Consider the following 15,449-nt stretch of genomic DNA (forward strand, 5'->3'; position numbering starts at 1 on the left):
CGTCTGTCTGGAAGTGATCGGCGTGACGAACCCCGAGGGTGACTGCGCCGAGTGGACCTTCCCCGCCGAGCCCGGCGCCGTGCGCACCGCCCGCCAGGCCGTCCGCGGCAGACTCCGCAACTGGGGCCTCGACCCCCTCGCCGACCTGGCGGCGCTGCTGGTCAGTGAGTTGGTCACCAACGCCCTGCGGCACGCCACCGGCCCCATCGGCGTCCGCCTCGTCCGCCCCTCGGGTCCGGGCGGCGTCCTGCGGGTCGAGGTCTCCGACCCGCTCCCCGACCCGCCCCGCGCACGCGCCGCACGCCCCGAGGACGAGAGCGGCCGCGGACTGCAACTGGTGGCCTCCTCCTCCCGCCGCTGGGGCACCCGGCCCGGCGGACTGGGCAAGACCGTGTGGTTCGAACTCCCGGTGCCGGAGTGAAAAAACGGTGTACGTACCCGTCATCCCTGTAGAGCGGCCGGTTCGGGCTGGTGACCGGTGCCGCGGAACGTGATTCGACGACGTGTCCCCTGGTTAGAAGACTGGAAGTGTTGTCACGGTCCGGACCGAAAACCATCGGGACCGTGCTGTGATCGTGAACACCGTGTTGTGCGGCACCGTAGTGCTGGATACTGCGGGCAGCCGCCCCCGGTGACCGGTGCCGGGCGCGGTGAGCTGGAGGGGACGGTTCGCGTGAGCGAGATACCAGCGAAGGCCACGGAGTCCGAGGACCCGTCGGAGGGCGCGAGGGCCGGGGCCGCGGACGGCCCGGACCCCGCGGCCACGGCTGCCTTCGCGGCCGATGGCGCCCGCGCGGGGGACGCGATCTGGCAGGCCAGTCCCCCCGGCTCCATCTACGACTACATCAAGGTGGCGTCCTTCTCCATCGGCCCCGACGGGCTGATCGAGCAGTGGAGCCTGCGCGCCGAGCACCTCTTCGGCATCCCCGCCGGCCGGGCCGTCGGCATGGACCCCATCGAGGCGTTCATCGACCCGCGTCACCACGAGCGGGGCATGCGCAAGATGGCCGAGATCCTCGACGGCCGGGAGTGGACCGGCGTGGTGCCCTTCCGGCTGCCCAAGGGCGCCGAGGGGGAGTGCGGCCACGAGGGACTCGCCGAGGTGTACGTCATGCCGACGCGCACCGAGGACGGCGAGAAGGCCGCCGTGTGCATCGTCGTCGACGTGCGCACCCTGCGCAGCATCGAGACCGACCTCGCCGCCTCGCAGGCCATTTTCGGTCAATCGCCGTTCGGCTTCCTGCTCATCGACCCGGACCTGCGGGTCCGCCGCGCCAACAAACGGTTCGCGTCCATCTTCGGCGGCTCGCCCGACGACCACCGCGGCAAGGGCGTCCACGACTACCTCCAGCGCGCGGAGGCCGAACGGGTCTCCGCCACGCTGCGCCGCGTGCTGGAGACCGGCAACTCCATCACCGACATGCACGTCACGGGCTTCGTGCCGGACTCCGACGAACGCCGCCACTGGTCCGTCAACCTCTACCGCGTCCACAGCGGTTCGGGCCGGCCCATCGGCGTCGCCTGGCTCGGCACCGACATCACCGCCCGCCGCGCCGCCGCCCGCGAGGCCGCCGCCGCCCGCCGCAACCTCGCCCTGCTGAACGAGGCCGGCGCCCGCATCGGCAACTCCCTCGACCTGGAGACCACCGCCCGGCAACTCCTCGACGTCGTCGTCCCCGGCTTCTGCGACCTGGCCACCGTCGACCTCTACCAGGGCCTGCTGGTCGGCGACGAGACCCCGCCCGGGCTCGCCGACGGCAGCGGCGAACTGCGCCGCGTCGCCTTCGCCAGCGCCGTCTCCGACGCGCCCTTCGCCGGCGCCGGCGCGCCCGTCTCGGTCGGCGCCGTCCACCACTACCCGTTCAACTCGCCCTGCGCGGACGCCCTGCGCACGGCCCGCCCACAGACCGTCGCCGGCGAGGACGGCGGCCTGGTGCAGTCCACGCTGGCCGTGCCGATGGTCGCCCACGACACGGTCGTCGGGCTGGTCCAGTTCGCCCGCACCAAGGGCAGCGAGCCCTTCGGCGAACGCGACCGCGACCTGGCCGTGGAACTCGCGGCCCGCGCAGCGGTCTGCATCGACAATGCCCGCCTCTACCGCCGCGAGCATGAACGCGCCCTGATACTGCAGCGGTCCCTGCTCCCGCCGGGCGACCCCGAGGCCTCCGGCCTGGACATCGCCTGCCGCTACCTGCCCGGGAGCGCCAACACCGGCCGGCCCAGCGAGGTCGGCGGCGACTGGTTCGACGTCATCGAACTGCCCGGGCACCGCACCGCCCTGGTCGTCGGCGACGTCATGGGCCGCGGCCTGCGCGCCGCCGTCGCCATGGGCGAACTGCGCACGGCGGTCCGCACCCTGGCCCAGCTCGACCTCGAACCGGCCGAGGTGCTCTCCCAGCTGGACGAGATCGCCCGGGGCCTCGGCGCCCCCGGCGGCGTCCAGCAGGCCACGCGGGCGGCCCGCCGCCCCCGCGAGGCCGACCTGTCGGAGGTCTACCTGGCCACCTGCGTCTACGCCGTCTACGACTCCGTCACCCGGCGCTGCACGTTCGCCAACGCCGGCCATCTGCCGCCCGTCCTGGTCGAACCCGGCGAGCCGGCCCTGATGCTGGACGTACCGCCGGGCATGCCGCTCGGCGTCGGCGGTGAGCCCTTCGAGGAGGTCGAGGTCGAACTGCCCGAGGGCGCCCTGCTCGCGCTCTACACCGACGGACTGGTCGAGAGCCGCGACCACCCCCTCGACGAGGGCCTCCAGGCGTTCGTCAGCGCCCTGGCCGACCCCACCCAGCCGCTGGAGGACGTCTGCGACCACGTCCTCCACACGCTCGACACCCATCACGGCGAGGACGACATCGCCCTGCTGATGGCACGCGTCCAGGGCCTGCCCACCGAGTCCGTCGGGGACTGGACCCTGCCGCGCGAGCCGCGCAGTGTGGGCCGGGCCCGCGAGTACGCCCGCGCCCAGCTGCTCAGCTGGGACCTGGAGCCGCTCGTCGACACCACGGAACTGCTCGTCAGCGAACTCGTCACCAACGCCCTGCGGTACGGCGAGGGCGAGATCCGCCTGCGGCTCCTCCTGGACCGCACCCTGGTCTGCGAGGTGTGGGACGCGGGTCTGGTCCAGCCGCGCCGCCGCCGCGCGCGCGACACGGACGAGGGCGGCCGCGGGCTGCAACTGGTCGGCCTCCTCAGCGCGGCCTGGGGCTCCCGTCGCACCCCGCGCGGCAAGACCGTCTGGTTCGAACTCCCCCTCCCCGACGGCGGCCCGGGCCTCCCGGACCCGGCGGAGGCACTGCTGAGCCTGTTCTGAGCGCGCACCCCGGCCGGCGATCACCCCCGGCCGGGCCGGGCCTACACTCCTCGCGCATGAGTGACCTCTACGCCGTTGACCTGGCCCTCGACCTGTCGCCCACGACGCCCGACCCCGTGCTGGAGCTCCTGCGCCTGCACCTCGAGGGCGACGCCGACGGCCAGGAGGACGAGGCGGAGTTCGTCCCCCTGCTGGCGGACCGCGGCCCGGCCCGGCGCATCGGAGGCCTCCTCACCGGTGCCCTCCAGCGCGCCGAGCACCACTGGTCCCTGACGGCCCGCCAGGAGATCCACGCCGAGCTGCTCGCCGACCTGATGTCACTGGCGGAGACGCTCGCGCACCATGCGAAGAACGAGGGCGTCATCGGTCAACTGCGCTGGTACGAGAACGACATCCCCGACCTGCTCGTGTCCCGTTCCGGAGCCCTGGTGACGATGGACCTGAGCCAAGCGGTCACCACCGTCCCTCACTAGGCGGCCTCTGCCGGACGTCAGGTGGGGAACTCACCCACCCAGGCCCGCGTCAGGAGGGCCCGAGGGATGTACTCGGACTCCACCTCGACGGGAAGGCCGGCGTCGTAGGCCATGCAGGCGAGGGCGAGCGGGGCGAGAGCGACCAGCCCCTCACCGCTGAGCGATCGTGCCTCGTTGGCGGTCCAGTATTCCTTGTGCCAGGTGAGGGCGTCGACGAGTGCGGCGTTGAACTGCTCGGCCTCGCGGCGCAGACAGCGCTGGAACAGTTCCAGCGGTGGGTGGAGGATCTTCAGCATGAGCTCCGGGCCGGCGATCGTGGCCGCCTCGGGCGTCGTGCCGTCGACGGCGGTGACGAGCGTGTCCCAGGTTTCCTGACGACCGAACCAGAAGTGCTGGAGGGTTTCCACCCAGGCGTAGACGTACTCGTCGAACTCCGCGCCGGACTCCCGCAGGAAGGAGACGGGCACGTGTGCCAGCTGGTCGACCCGGTCGTTGTCGCGGCAGATCACCGCCAGGTAGAACGAGGTCAGCCAGTTGCCCGCGTGCAGGTAGTCCTGCGGACCGGTGGCGGGCAGCTGCTTCACCTCACCGTTACTGCCCACGCGGCACGACACGGTGCCCTCGTTGGCCATACCGGCTGCAAAAAGCCCGCAACCGACCTGCATGGCGGTGACCCACGCCTCCCAGGCCGGGAACTCACCCGCTGTCGGGTCCGTCAGACAGCGCCACTTCGCCAGCGTGAGCGCTGTCTCCAGGGCGTCGTACCGGTCGTCCTCCGACGTCTCGATGTGGTCGAGCACGTCGTTGGTGCCCCTGATGACAGGGGCGATGAGCTCACCCGCGTCGTCCGTGCGGAAGGCATGGCGGGGGATGCGGGTGACCATGTGATGACACCGCCCAACGTGCGTCATGTGGGGAACTCACCGCACCAGTTGCGCTTGATCAGCACGGCCGGGAGGTACTCGGACTCGACCTCGATCGGGATGCCCGCGTCGTGTGCGAAGCAGGCGATGGCGAGCGGAGCCAGGGCGACGAGACCCGAGGCCTGGAAGGTGCGGTCCTCCTCGCTCCCGTACTGCTTGTGCAGTTCCAGCGCCCGGGCCAGTGCCTGGTTGAAGGTTTCCGGGTCCTTCCGGACGAAGCGATGGAAGACCTCCATCGGCGGATAAAGCAGCTTGCTCACCGTCTCGGGGTCCGCGACGGCTTCCGGTTCGGTGCCGTCGACCGCGGCGACCAGCTTCGGGCCCAGGTCCGGGCCGCCGAGCCAGTAGGTCTGGAGGGTATCGATCCAGAGGTAGTGGTACTCCTCGAACTGTCCGCCGTTCTCCCGCAGAAGGGACAACGGGACCTGGCACAGAGCGGTGATCCGGTCCCTTTCCCGGCAGATCACGGCCAGGTAGAAGGCGGAGAGCCAACTACCGGGATTCACGTACCACTGCGGACCGGTGGCCCGCAGAGTGCGGTCCTTGTGCGCGATGCTGCACTGCACCTGGTCGTCCGTCGCGGTCGCCGCAGCGAAGACGGCTGAGCCGACCTGCATTGCCGTGACCCAGGCGTCCCACGTCGGGAACTCCGCCGCCCGAGGATCGACCAGGCAGCGCGACTGGGCCAGCGTGAGCGTGACGCGCTGGGCGTCGCCCAGCCTCGTGGAGCTTTCCTCCAGCCCGTCGATCAGCTGCCGCACGTTCTCCTGGAGCACGGCGAGACCCTCTTCCGCGTTCCCCGTGGGCAACGGAGGGCGGGAGATGACAGCAGGCAGCGGATTCTCCTTGTGAAGAGTGGGTGCGACGCACTGACTGCTCACGTCGGGAACTCGCCGAGCCACGCGCGGTTGAGCAACTGGCCGGGAATGTACGGAGAATTGACGTCGGACCTGGTGGTTGATGCGGCACTCGACGACACCGTCGGTCTGCCCAGTGGCGGCGAACAGTGCCGACCCGATCTGCAGGGCGGAGACAGTCACCTTCCACGTCTCGAGCTGTGCTGCGCGGGGATCCACCGTGCACCGGGCCTGCAGGTGCAGAGCGGTGTCGAACATGGAGTCCAGCCTGTCGGGCCGCTGCTCGACCTTCCCCGCGTCCGCCGCGACATCCTCCCGAGAGACTCGGCCCAGCTCGCGGACGTAGGAGTGGGTTCCCAGTGCCGGGCAATGGTGGTGTTCACGGCGCCGCCTCCGTGTGCCTTTCGGTCACGTCGGGACGACGCCGCCCGCAGTGCGTCATGTGGGGAATTCGCCGCACCAGTTGCGCTTGATCAGGACGGCCGGGAGGTACTCGGACTCGACCTCGATCGGGATCCCCGCGTCGTGTGCAAGGCAGACCATGGCAAGCGGAGCCAAGGCGACGAGTCCCGCGACGCTGACGGCACGGTCCTCCTCACTCCAGTACTGCTTGTGCAGTTCGAGTGCCTGAGCAAGCGCGCGATTGAAGCCTTCGTGGTCCTTGCGGATGAAGCGGTGGAACATCTCCATGGGCGGATAGATGAGTTTGCTCACCGTCTCCCGATCGAAGACGGCCTCGGGGTCGGTGCCGTCTACTGCCGAAACCAACTTGGCGACCAGGTCCTGCCCTCCGAGCCAGTAGGTCTGGAGTGTGTCGATCCAGGCGTAGTCGTGCTCCTCGAATTGCTCGCCGTTCTCACGCAGCAAGGACAACGGAACGCGGCACAGCGCCGTGATCCTGTCCTTCTCCCGGCACGCCACCGCCAGGTAGAAGGCCGTGAGCCATGCTCCGGGGTGCACGTACCACTGCGGGCCCGTCGCCTGCAGCGTGCGGTCCTTGTGCGCGATGCGGCACTGCACGTTCCCCTCGGTCGCCGTCGCGGTGGCGAAGACGGCGGAACCCACCTGCATCGCGGTCACCCAGGCGTCCCACGTCGGAAAGATCGCCGCCCGCGGATCCATGAGGCAGTGCGCTTCGGCGAGAGTAAGCGTCGTACTCAGCGCATCGCCAAGGCCGGTCGAATCTGCTTCCAAGCCCTCGAGCAGTTCCTGCGCATTCTCTTGGAGGACGACGAGGCCTTCCTCCGCGTTCCCCGTGGGAAAGGGGTGACGGGCAATGGTCGAGACCAAGGCGATTCTCCTTAGAAGAGCTTGAAGTGCTTGAGCTCAGCCCCAGCGTACCGGCCGGTGTTCTCAGTGGCCTGGACCAGGACATACCGCAACGTTTTGGCCTTGAGGGCAGCCCTGATCTCCCGCGCGTACTGAGCGTCCTTAGGAGATGCGAGGGCGCGCTGCTCCATATCGGCACAGATCGTGCGGACGTATTCGATGGTTCCTTGCTTGACCATGGTGCGCCGGTCCAGAGAGCCGTTGCCCTGGCGCCAATCCAACCGCGCGTTGGGCCCCTTCGCTTCCACGATGACGAGGTTGCCGTCCTTGTCGCGCCAGAGCTGGTCGAATCGCCGGGATCCGTTCGGGGTCTCGGGCAGATCGGTGATCTCCCTGGCTCCTTCGAACTCCTTCTGCAAGAGCATGTGCCGGCGCGCGGCTTCCTCACCGAGAGCTTCGCCCAGTCTGCTGTTGTTGTTGACTCCCTCGCCGACTGTCTTGTGGAAGTTCTCCTGTGCTTCGGCCAGTGCCTTCGCAGTTTCACCGGTCGGGTCGGCCTTGTAGGCCTTCTCCGCGCTGGTCAGCTCCATGCCGGCGTACCGTTTTGCCGCGACGTCATCGAGATGACCGAGTCCTCGCGGATCGACTGTGTCACGCCCTCGCACGAGATCGTCGAGGTGATATGCCTCCGGGTTCGCGTACGGCAGGTCAGCGGCGGCCATCCAGCCGCCCCCCGGCTTCTCGACCAGCTTGGGCAGCAGCTGGCCGTCGACCATCTCCTCGGCGTTGTTGCGCTTGCCGGGACCCCACTTGTCATAGTGCTCCGCGCGCCAGACCGGGTCCTCGTTGGCCAGCCGGACGTGCTCGCGGGTGATCACGGCCCGCTCGTCGGGAGTGCGAGCGTCGGCGGGCTTTTCGCGCGCCGCCTCGTACTCCGCGCGGTGCCGAGCAGCGTCGTCCGCGTGCTGAGCCGGCCCGCCGGTGGCATCGTCCGCCCCGCCCGCGACGTCATCCGCGCCCCATGCCGCGTCGTCCGCACCCGCGCCCAGGTCGTCCGCACCCCGGCCGAGGTCGTCCGCGCCCCGGCCCAGGTCGTCCGCGCCGCCGGGCAGGCCGCCGCTGCCCGGTGCCGGCGGCTCGTGGTGGCCGCCGGCGCCCGTTGCGGGGCCGTCGCCGTGTGTGCCGCTCGTGCCCGGGCCGTCCGTGTGGCCGGCGGTGGACGGCGTCTCCGGGCGGCCCGCACCCGTCCCCGGGGTGCCGTCGGTGCCGCCGTGGCGCCCGTTGTCCAGCTCGTTCGTGGGCAGGTGGTCGCCCACCCGTCCGCCTGGCGTGTGGCCCGCCGTGCCGCCCGGAAGGTGGTCGCCCACCGAGCCCCCGGGGAGGTCCCCTCCGGCGTGGACGGCCGGGGTGGTGGCCGGGTTGTCCGTGGCCCGGCCGACGTCGCCCAGGTTGGTGTCGAGGCTGTCGGCCAGGTTCAGGTGGGTGCCCGCGTCCACCGTGTGCGGGGCCGCCCCCGCCATCGCCGGGACCTTCGCCGGGGAGTCCACCCTGGGCACGTCCGCGCCCGCCGGACCCGTGCTCTCCGGGCCCGCGGGGCGGTCCACGACGTCCTGCGTGCCGGGCTTCTCGACGTCCAGCAGGACCTTGCCCTGCCCGTCCACGATGTTGCCGTTGCCGTCGGCGTACAGGACCGGATCGCCGCCCTCGGCCTTCACCGGCAACGCGTCCTCGTGCACCACCGGCACGTCGTCGGGCACCTTGAACCCGCCGCCCGGCAGCTCGTGCAGCCCAGCCGGGACCGCCGCACCCTCCGGCAGGTGCACCGTCCCGTCCGGCAGCACCGTCGAACCCTTCGGCAGCGTCAGCGCGTTCTCAGGGAGCGTAGGAATGTCGATGGCACCGACTCCGCGCAGGCCCTTGGTGATGTCGCCGATCTTCGACAACCCCGCGCCGGCGCCCTTGGCGATGTAGGTCATCGGGTCGATCACCCGGCCCGCCTTGCCCGCCACCGACAACGCCTTGGCCACCGCACCGGCCTTGCCCGCACCCGACGCCGCAGCCCCCGCACCACCCGTGAACACCGTCGTGACCACATTGAACGTCACCGCACCCGCAGCACGCGCAGGGTTCTTGCCCCACTCGTCCCACGCCACCAGCGCCTTGCCCGTCTCCTTCATCGCCGTGCGCGAATCACGAATCCAGGAGGGAAGTTTGTCGTCCGGCAGCGCCCAGAACGCCGTCGCCACACCCGGGATCGCCGACAGGGCAAGCCCCGTCGCGAGCTGCGCCAAGCCCTTCCAGGCCTGGCCCATCGCCTCCCAGCCACCGAAACCGACCAGCGTGCCCAGGCCCTTGATCGTGCCCCAGATGCCGTCCACGATCAGCCCGTCCCACACGAACGACTTCACCCAGTGGCCGACCTCGTACCAATGGTGCTTCTCCTCCACCGGGTCACCCCAGGGAAGCTTCGCGTTCTTCAGATCCTCCGCGTTGAACCCGTACTGGTTCTCCTTCTCGGAGCCGTCCCCGGCCACCATCTGGGTGCCGCCGGGCCACAACGCGGTGATCTTGTTGTGGCAGGTGCGCTCCGCCGCCCAGAACGCCGCCACCGTCGCGGTGATGTCGTCCCGCAGCTTGTTGTGCTCCCCGACCTTGTCCTCGTCGTACTCCCACTCGTCGTCGTCCTTCACCGACGACACGAACGCCGCCGCGTCCGCCTTCAACTGCTTCAGCTTCGCCACCAGCGGACGCACCTCGGTGGCATACGACGACAACGCCCCCGACACCGTCTCCAGATCGTCCGCGAACGCATCCGCCCGGTCCTTCACCGGCTTCGTCGTCGCGAACAACTGCTCCGCCTCCGGAGCGGTGTAGTACGCCGACAGACCCTGGAAGCGGGAATGGATGTCCCCACCGGCACCCCGGACAGCACCCGCGTCCTTCTTCAGGGCCGCATGGTCCGACTCCAGCTGCTCCAGATCACCCGTGAACTGCGGGATCTTCTCCGGCTGGATCACTGCTTCCCCACCCCCGTGTGTCCGTCACCATCGGCTCGGCAAGTCATCCCAGGCTCTGGCAAGTTGGATCATCTTACAAAGGGAAGTACGGCTGTTTCAGGGCTCGTTACGGAACCCCTACACAGGCGGAGCACTCCGGTGAGGAGGCGTCGCGCCGCGGCCGGGCGCAACCGGGGCGCCGACCTTCGTCGTCCTCCCACGCAACACCCGTCGGCGAGGGGGAGTGGGATGGGGACGGAGACGACGGGGCGTACCGAGCCGGTGTCCGGCAGCGAGGTGGCGGAGGGGAGCGCGAGCGCCACCCCCGGGGGCGCACAGGGCGCGCCGCCCGGCCCGCACGCGACTGCGCGCTCCCGCCGCACCCGCCTGGTCCGCCGGGCGCGGCGCGTCGCCCTCGCGCTCGTGCTCGCCCTGCTCCTCCCCGTGCTCGCCGCCGAGACGGCCCTCTACGTCCACCACACCGGCGACCTCGCGCCGGGCACCCGCACCCGCGACCGCGACGCCCTCTGGCTCGGCCACGCCTGGGTCGACGGGCGCAGGAAGGACGCCGACGTCCGGGCCCTGGCCGACCGCCTCCACGACACCGGTGTCCGGGACCTGTACGTCCACACCGGGCCGCTGGAGCATGACGGCACGCTGCCGAAGTCCGTCTATCCGAAGGCACGTTGGTTCATCGACGCGGTGCACCGGGAGATGCCCGGCGTGCGGGTCCAGGCCTTCCTGGGCGACGTCCTCGCGACGGAGGGCCCGGAGGGCATGCGGCTGGCGGAGCCCCGGACCCGGGCAGCGGTCGTCGCGTCCGCCCGGCAGGTCCTGGACGCCGGCTACGAGGGCGTCCACCTCGACCTCGAACCGCTGCACTCCGGCGACCGCGACTACCTCGCCCTGCTCGACGCCCTGCGCAGCGAGACCCGTGCCCGCGACGCCCGGCTCTCCGTCGCCGCACACCAGATCGATCCGCTGCCCGGCTTCCACACCCTGTGGGGCAGCGTCACCGGCCACCCCAAGTGGTGGTCGCAGCAGTTCTTCGGCCAGGTCGCCCGACGCGTCGACCAGATCGCCGTGATGTCGTACGACACGATGCAGCCGCTGGAGAGCACCTACAGCGGCTACGTCGCCCAGCAGACGTCCCTCGCGCTGGAGGTGACGCCGTCCTCCACCGACCTGCTGATGGGCCTGCCGTTCTTCCACGAGAACCGCTTCGGCCACTGGAACCACGCCGAGACCGTCCCCGCAGCCGTGCGCGGCGTCCGCCTCGGCCTGTCGCGCACGGACGCGGACCGCGCCCGCTTCGGCGTCGCCCTGTACATCGACTTCGCCGCGACCGAGGCGGACTGGCGTGCCTACGAGAAGGGGTGGCTCGGGTGAGTGGCCCGGGACACGGGCCCGGCGGCGCGCACGGCCGCCGGGTGCTCAGCCCGCCGAGGAGCGGCGTCTGATCTTCGAGCCCAGCCAGACCAGCGGGTCGTACTTGCGGTCGATCGCGCGTTCCTTCAGGGGGATCAGGGCGTTGTCCGTGATCTTGATGCCCTCGGGGCAGACCTCCGTGCAGCACTTGGTGATGTTGCAGTAGCCCAGGCCGTGTTCGTCCTGGGCGGTGGCCTTGCGGTCCAGGCCCGTCTCCCCCGCCGCGTCCAGCGGGTGCATGTCCAGCTCCGCGACCCGCATCAGGAAGCGGGGCCCGGCGAAGGCCTGCTTGTTCTCCTCGTGGTCACGGACGACGTGGCAGGTGTCCTGGCACAGGAAGCACTCGATGCACTTGCGGAACTCCTGCGGCCGGTCCACGTCCTCCTGCATCATGCGGTACTCGCCGGGGGCGACCCCGGCCGGCGGCACGAAGGCCGGGACCTGTCTGGCCTTGTCGTAGTTGAAGCCGACGTCCGTGACCAGGTCGCGGATCACCGGGAAGGCCCGCAGCGGTGTGACCGTGATCGTCTCCGCCCGGTCGAAGACCGACATGCGCGTCATGCACATCAGCCGCGGACGGCCGTTGATCTCCGCCGAGCACGAACCGCACTTGCCCGCCTTGCAGTTCCAGCGCACCGCGAGATCGGGCGCCTGGGTGGCCTGGAGGCGGTGGACGATGTCCAGCACCACCTCACCGTCGTTCACCTCGACCTCGAAGTCCTCCAGGCCGCCGCCTGCCGTGTCGCCGCGCCACACCTTGAAGTGGGCCGTGTAGCCGCTCATTCGTACAGCTCCTCTTCGGCGAGGTACTTGACCAGCTCCTCCTTGTCGAACAGGGCGAGCAGGTCGGCACGGACGGGTTCGGTGGTCTCCCGGGCGAGGGTGATCTGGCCCCGGACCGGGTCCGTCGCCGCCAGTCCGCCCGTCGGGTCGGTGAGCGCGCACAGCAGGTTGATCCGCCGCCACTTGCGGTCCATGCCCGGGTGGTCCTCACGGGTGTGCCCGCCGCGGGACTCGGTGCGTTCCAGCGCGGCCCGCGCCACGCACTCGCTGACCAGCAGCATGTTCCTGAGGTCGAGGGCGAGGTGCCAGCCCGGGTTGAACTGCCGGTGCCCCTCGACCCCGGCCCGGCGGGCCCGCACCCGCAGCTCCGCCAGCTTCTCCAGGGCCTGCTTCATCTCCGGCTCACGGCGGATGATGCCGACCAGGTCGTTCATGGTCTGCTGCAGTTCCTGGTGCAGGGTGTAGGGGTTCTCCGGCGGGCCGCCCGACGGTTCCTCGGTCTCCGCCTCGGCGGAGAAGGGCCGCAGGGCCTCGGCCGCGGCGGCCTCGACCAGGGAGTCGTCCACCACCGGCCGCGCCCCCGCGAGCCCCGCCGTGTACGCGGCCGCGTGCCAGCCGGCCCGGCGGCCGAACACCAGCAGGTCGGACAGGGAGTTCCCGCCGAGCCGGTTGGAGCCGTGCATGCCGCCGGCCACCTCGCCGGCCGCGAACAGGCCCGGCACCCCGCGCGCCGCGGCCGTGTCGGACTCGACCGCGACCCCGCCCATCACGTAGTGGCAGGTGGGGCCGACCTCCATCGCCTCCGCCGTGATGTCGACGTCCGCCAGCTCCTTGAACTGGTGGTACATCGACGGCAGCCGCCGCTTGACGACCTCGGCCGGCATCCGCGTCGACACGTCGAGGAACACGCCCCCGTGCGGTGAGCCGCGGCCCTCCTTCACCTCGGAGTTGATCGCCCGGGCGACCTCGTCACGGGGGAGCAGCTCGGGCGGACGCCGGTTGTGGTCCGGGTCGTCGTACCAGCGGTCGGCCTCCTCCTCGGTCTCGGCGTACTTGTCCTTGAAGACGTCGGGGACGTAGTCGAACATGAACCGCTTGCCGTCGGAGTTGCGCAGCACACCGCCGTCACCGCGCACCGACTCGGTGACGAGGATGCCCTTCACCGACGGCGGCCAGACCATGCCCGTCGGGTGGAACTGCACGAACTCCATGTTGAGCAGGGGAGCACCCGCGAGGAGCGCCAGGGCGTGCCCGTCGCCGGTGTACTCCCACGAGTTCGACGTCACCTTGAAGGACTTGCCGATGCCGCCGGTGGCGATCACCACGGCGGGCGCCTCCAGCACGAAGAAGCGCCCCGACTCGCGCGCGTAGCCGAAGACGCCGGAGACCCGGTCCTCTTCCTTCAGCACGCGCGTGACCGTGCACTCCTGGAAGACCTTCAGCCGGGACTCGTAGTCACCGGTGGCCTCGAAGTCCTCCTGCTGGAGCGCGACGATCTTCTGCTGGAGGGTGCGGATCAGCTCCAGGCCGGTGCGGTCGCCGACGTGCGCGAGGCGCGGGTACTCGTGCCCGCCGAAGTTGCGCTGGGAGATCCGCCCGTCCTTCGTACGGTCGAACAGCGCGCCCCAGGTCTCCAGCTCCCAGACCCGCTGCGGCGCCTCCTGCGCGTGCAGTTCGGCCATGCGCCACTGGTTGAGGAACTTCCCGCCGCGCAGGGTGTCGCGGAAGTGGACCTGCCAGTTGTCGCCGCTGTTGACGTTGCCCATCGCCGCGGCGATGCCGCCCTCGGCCATCACCGTGTGCGCCTTGCCGAACAGCGACTTGCAGATCACGGCCGTACGGGCGCCCCGCTCGCGGGCCTCGATCGCGGCGCGCAGCCCGGCACCGCCGGCGCCCACCACGACGACGTCCCATTCCTGCCGGTCGATCACGGACATCAGTCGGTCCCCATCCCTCTAGAAGAAGCGCGGATCGTCGAAGACGCCGGACGCGACCAGGTAGACGTACAGATCGGCGAGCGCCACGCTCACCAGCGACGCCCAGGCGAGCTGCATGTGCCGGGCGTTGAGCTTCCCGGCCCACTGCCACATCCGGTAGCGCACGGGATGCCGGGAGAAGTGCTTCAGCTTGCCGCCGACGATGTGCCGGCAGGAGTGGCAGGAGATCGTGTACGCCCAGATCAGCACGATGTTGACGAGGAACACCAGCGTGCCCAGGCCCATGTGGCCCCAGGCGTAGGTCTCGTCGCGGAAGGCGAGCACGGTGTCGTAGGTGAGGATGCCGGCGACCAGGAGCGCGGCGTAGAAGAAGTAGCGGTGGACGTTCTGGAGGATCAGCGGGAAGCGGGTCTCACCGGTGTACTTCTTGTGCGGCTCGGCCACCGCGCAGGCCGGCGGGGAGGCCCAGAAGCCCCGGTAGTAGGCCTTGCGGTAGTAGTAGCAGGTCAGCCGGAAGCCGAGCGGGAAGATCAGGATGATGATCGCGGGGGAGATCCCCCACCAGCTTCCGAAGATCTCCCAGTTGGGGCCGGACCGCATCGGCTCGCACCGCTCGGCCAGGCAGGGGGAGTAGAAGGGCGAGACGTAGGGCGCCGCGTAGTAGTCGGCGTCGGCGAAGGCCCGCCAGGTCGAGTACACGATGAAGGCGAGCAGCCCGGCGACCGTGCCGGCCGGGGCCAGCCACCAGCGGTCGGTGCGCAGGTGCGGGGCGGCGATCGCGGCGCGCGTACCCGTCCGCACGCCGCCGCTTATCGGACGGGGATCGGTGGCGGGAGGTTCCGTACCAGTGGCCACGTGACGACTCCGGTCGGGTGTCGGGGGAGGTGCCGGTCGCTCGACGCCCTCCCGGTCAGGGGGCGCGCCGGTCCCGGGCGCCGAGCCCCTCGTCGTCCGAGTCGATCCACAGGGAGGGGTCGTAGGGGGCGTCCGAGATGGTGACCAGTTCCGGGCGGACGGGCGCGGCCGGTGAGGCGGCGGCCTCACGCAGCAGGGCGACGCTCTCGCGCAGGTGGTTGGCGTCGGCGCGGACGCGGCGCATCTCCAGGCCGCCGGTGCCGAGCTGCTTCTCCAGGCGTCCCAGCGAGCGGGACAGTTCGTCGAGACTGCGCTGGACTGACGTCAGTTCGTCGTGAACGGACATGACTTGCCCTCACTTCCACGGGTCCTTCGCGGCCCAAGGCGGCAACGTTCATGCGCCTGCGAGTGTTGCGCGTCACACCTTGCGCTGTGAAGGGATGTGCATCGATTGGCCGGGGCGTGCGGGTGCAGCCGGCGGGGGTGTTGCGCCGGACGGGTGATGTGCCGCCCGTGACCGCCGTGTCGCCCTGTGTTGCCGAACCCTTTCCTCTTCAGTGGCGGCATACATCAGACAAGCTCCAAATACCGCCAAATGTGATCGTAACGCCCGCGGCT

The 15,449-nt window shown here is 70.5% G+C and carries 12 protein-coding genes; 4 read left to right on the top strand and 8 right to left on the bottom strand.

What is annotated here, in order from left to right; all coding sequences use genetic code 11:
- The first annotated feature begins 13 nt into the window (after positions 1-13).
- The 3 genes from ACZ6ZN_RS15705 to ACZ6ZN_RS15715 all read left to right on the top strand — a co-directional run bounded on the left by ACZ6ZN_RS15705 (position 14) and on the right by ACZ6ZN_RS15715 (position 3,783).
- On the top strand, positions 14-421 hold the full coding sequence (locus ACZ6ZN_RS15705) for an ATP-binding protein (RefSeq protein WP_398106729.1): 408 nt from the start codon (positions 14-16) through the stop codon (positions 419-421).
- 252 nt (positions 422-673) lie between these two features.
- Complete coding sequence (locus tag ACZ6ZN_RS15710) at positions 674-3,310, top strand: SpoIIE family protein phosphatase (RefSeq protein ID WP_451877702.1); 2,637 nt, start codon at positions 674-676, stop codon at positions 3,308-3,310.
- Between the two features lie 56 nt (positions 3,311-3,366).
- Entirely contained in the window at positions 3,367-3,783 is a 417-nt protein-coding gene (locus tag ACZ6ZN_RS15715) for a hypothetical protein (protein ID WP_469646533.1), read from the top strand.
- A 17-nt stretch (positions 3,784-3,800) separates the two neighbouring features.
- Here the strand turns inward: ACZ6ZN_RS15715 and ACZ6ZN_RS15720 are convergent, their stop codons facing one another.
- The 4 genes from ACZ6ZN_RS15720 to ACZ6ZN_RS15735 form a co-directional block, all read right to left on the bottom strand.
- Positions 3,801-4,667 (bottom strand): immunity 49 family protein, encoded by an 867-nt coding sequence (locus ACZ6ZN_RS15720; protein WP_469646535.1) that lies wholly within the window; start codon positions 4,665-4,667, stop codon positions 3,801-3,803.
- Between the two features lie 23 nt (positions 4,668-4,690).
- Positions 4,691-5,482, bottom strand: coding sequence for an immunity 49 family protein (locus ACZ6ZN_RS15725; RefSeq protein ID WP_469646537.1), 792 nt, complete (start codon positions 5,480-5,482; stop codon positions 4,691-4,693).
- A 519-nt stretch (positions 5,483-6,001) separates the two neighbouring features.
- Complete coding sequence (locus tag ACZ6ZN_RS15730) at positions 6,002-6,853, bottom strand: immunity 49 family protein (RefSeq protein WP_469646539.1); 852 nt, start codon at positions 6,851-6,853, stop codon at positions 6,002-6,004.
- Positions 6,854-6,864: 11 nt separating this feature from the next.
- Positions 6,865-9,849 (bottom strand): hypothetical protein, encoded by a 2,985-nt coding sequence (locus ACZ6ZN_RS15735; RefSeq protein ID WP_469646541.1) that lies wholly within the window; start codon positions 9,847-9,849, stop codon positions 6,865-6,867.
- A 228-nt stretch (positions 9,850-10,077) separates the two neighbouring features.
- On the opposite strand from ACZ6ZN_RS15735, the gene ACZ6ZN_RS15740 reads away from it, so the two are divergent.
- Positions 10,078-11,217 (top strand): glycoside hydrolase family 18 protein, encoded by a 1,140-nt coding sequence (locus ACZ6ZN_RS15740; protein WP_469646542.1) that lies wholly within the window; start codon positions 10,078-10,080, stop codon positions 11,215-11,217.
- A gap of 45 nt (positions 11,218-11,262) precedes the next feature.
- On the opposite strand, the gene ACZ6ZN_RS15745 is transcribed toward ACZ6ZN_RS15740, so the two are convergent.
- From ACZ6ZN_RS15745 to ACZ6ZN_RS15760, 4 genes are read right to left on the bottom strand one after another with little or no spacing between them, the layout of a single operon-like run.
- A complete protein-coding gene (locus ACZ6ZN_RS15745; RefSeq protein ID WP_469646543.1) occupies positions 11,263-12,039 on the bottom strand; it encodes a succinate dehydrogenase/fumarate reductase iron-sulfur subunit in 777 nt (258 codons plus the stop codon).
- The gene (locus ACZ6ZN_RS15750) at positions 12,036-13,976 is read right to left on the bottom strand and encodes a fumarate reductase/succinate dehydrogenase flavoprotein subunit (RefSeq protein WP_469646545.1); all 1,941 of its coding nucleotides are present in this window, start codon (positions 13,974-13,976) and stop codon (positions 12,036-12,038) included. The genes ACZ6ZN_RS15745 and ACZ6ZN_RS15750 overlap by 4 nt, the downstream gene beginning before the upstream one ends.
- Before the next feature lie 18 nt (positions 13,977-13,994).
- On the bottom strand, positions 13,995-14,831 hold the full coding sequence (locus ACZ6ZN_RS15755; RefSeq protein WP_469646547.1) for a hypothetical protein: 837 nt from the start codon (positions 14,829-14,831) through the stop codon (positions 13,995-13,997).
- 55 nt (positions 14,832-14,886) lie between these two features.
- On the bottom strand, positions 14,887-15,177 hold the full coding sequence (locus ACZ6ZN_RS15760; protein WP_451880124.1) for a hypothetical protein: 291 nt from the start codon (positions 15,175-15,177) through the stop codon (positions 14,887-14,889).
- Positions 15,178-15,449: the final 272 nt, after the last annotated feature.

It is taken from the genome of Streptomyces sp. NPDC053665, assembly GCF_055585285.1.

Bases quoted from the DNA above. Each gene is read 5' to 3' on its own strand.
- ACZ6ZN_RS15750 (WP_469646545.1), bottom strand. From the start codon at position 13,976: ATGTCCGTGATCGACCGGCAGGAATGGGACGTCGTCGTGGTGGGCGCC.
- ACZ6ZN_RS15720 (WP_469646535.1), bottom strand. From the start codon at position 4,667: ATGGTCACCCGCATCCCCCGCCATGCCTTCCGCACGGACGACGCGGGT.
- ACZ6ZN_RS15740 (WP_469646542.1), top strand. From the start codon at position 10,078: ATGGGGACGGAGACGACGGGGCGTACCGAGCCGGTGTCCGGCAGCGAG.
- ACZ6ZN_RS15745 (WP_469646543.1), bottom strand. From the start codon at position 12,039: ATGAGCGGCTACACGGCCCACTTCAAGGTGTGGCGCGGCGACACGGCA.
- ACZ6ZN_RS15715 (WP_469646533.1), top strand. From the start codon at position 3,367: ATGAGTGACCTCTACGCCGTTGACCTGGCCCTCGACCTGTCGCCCACG.
- ACZ6ZN_RS15760 (WP_451880124.1), bottom strand. From the start codon at position 15,177: ATGTCCGTTCACGACGAACTGACGTCAGTCCAGCGCAGTCTCGACGAA.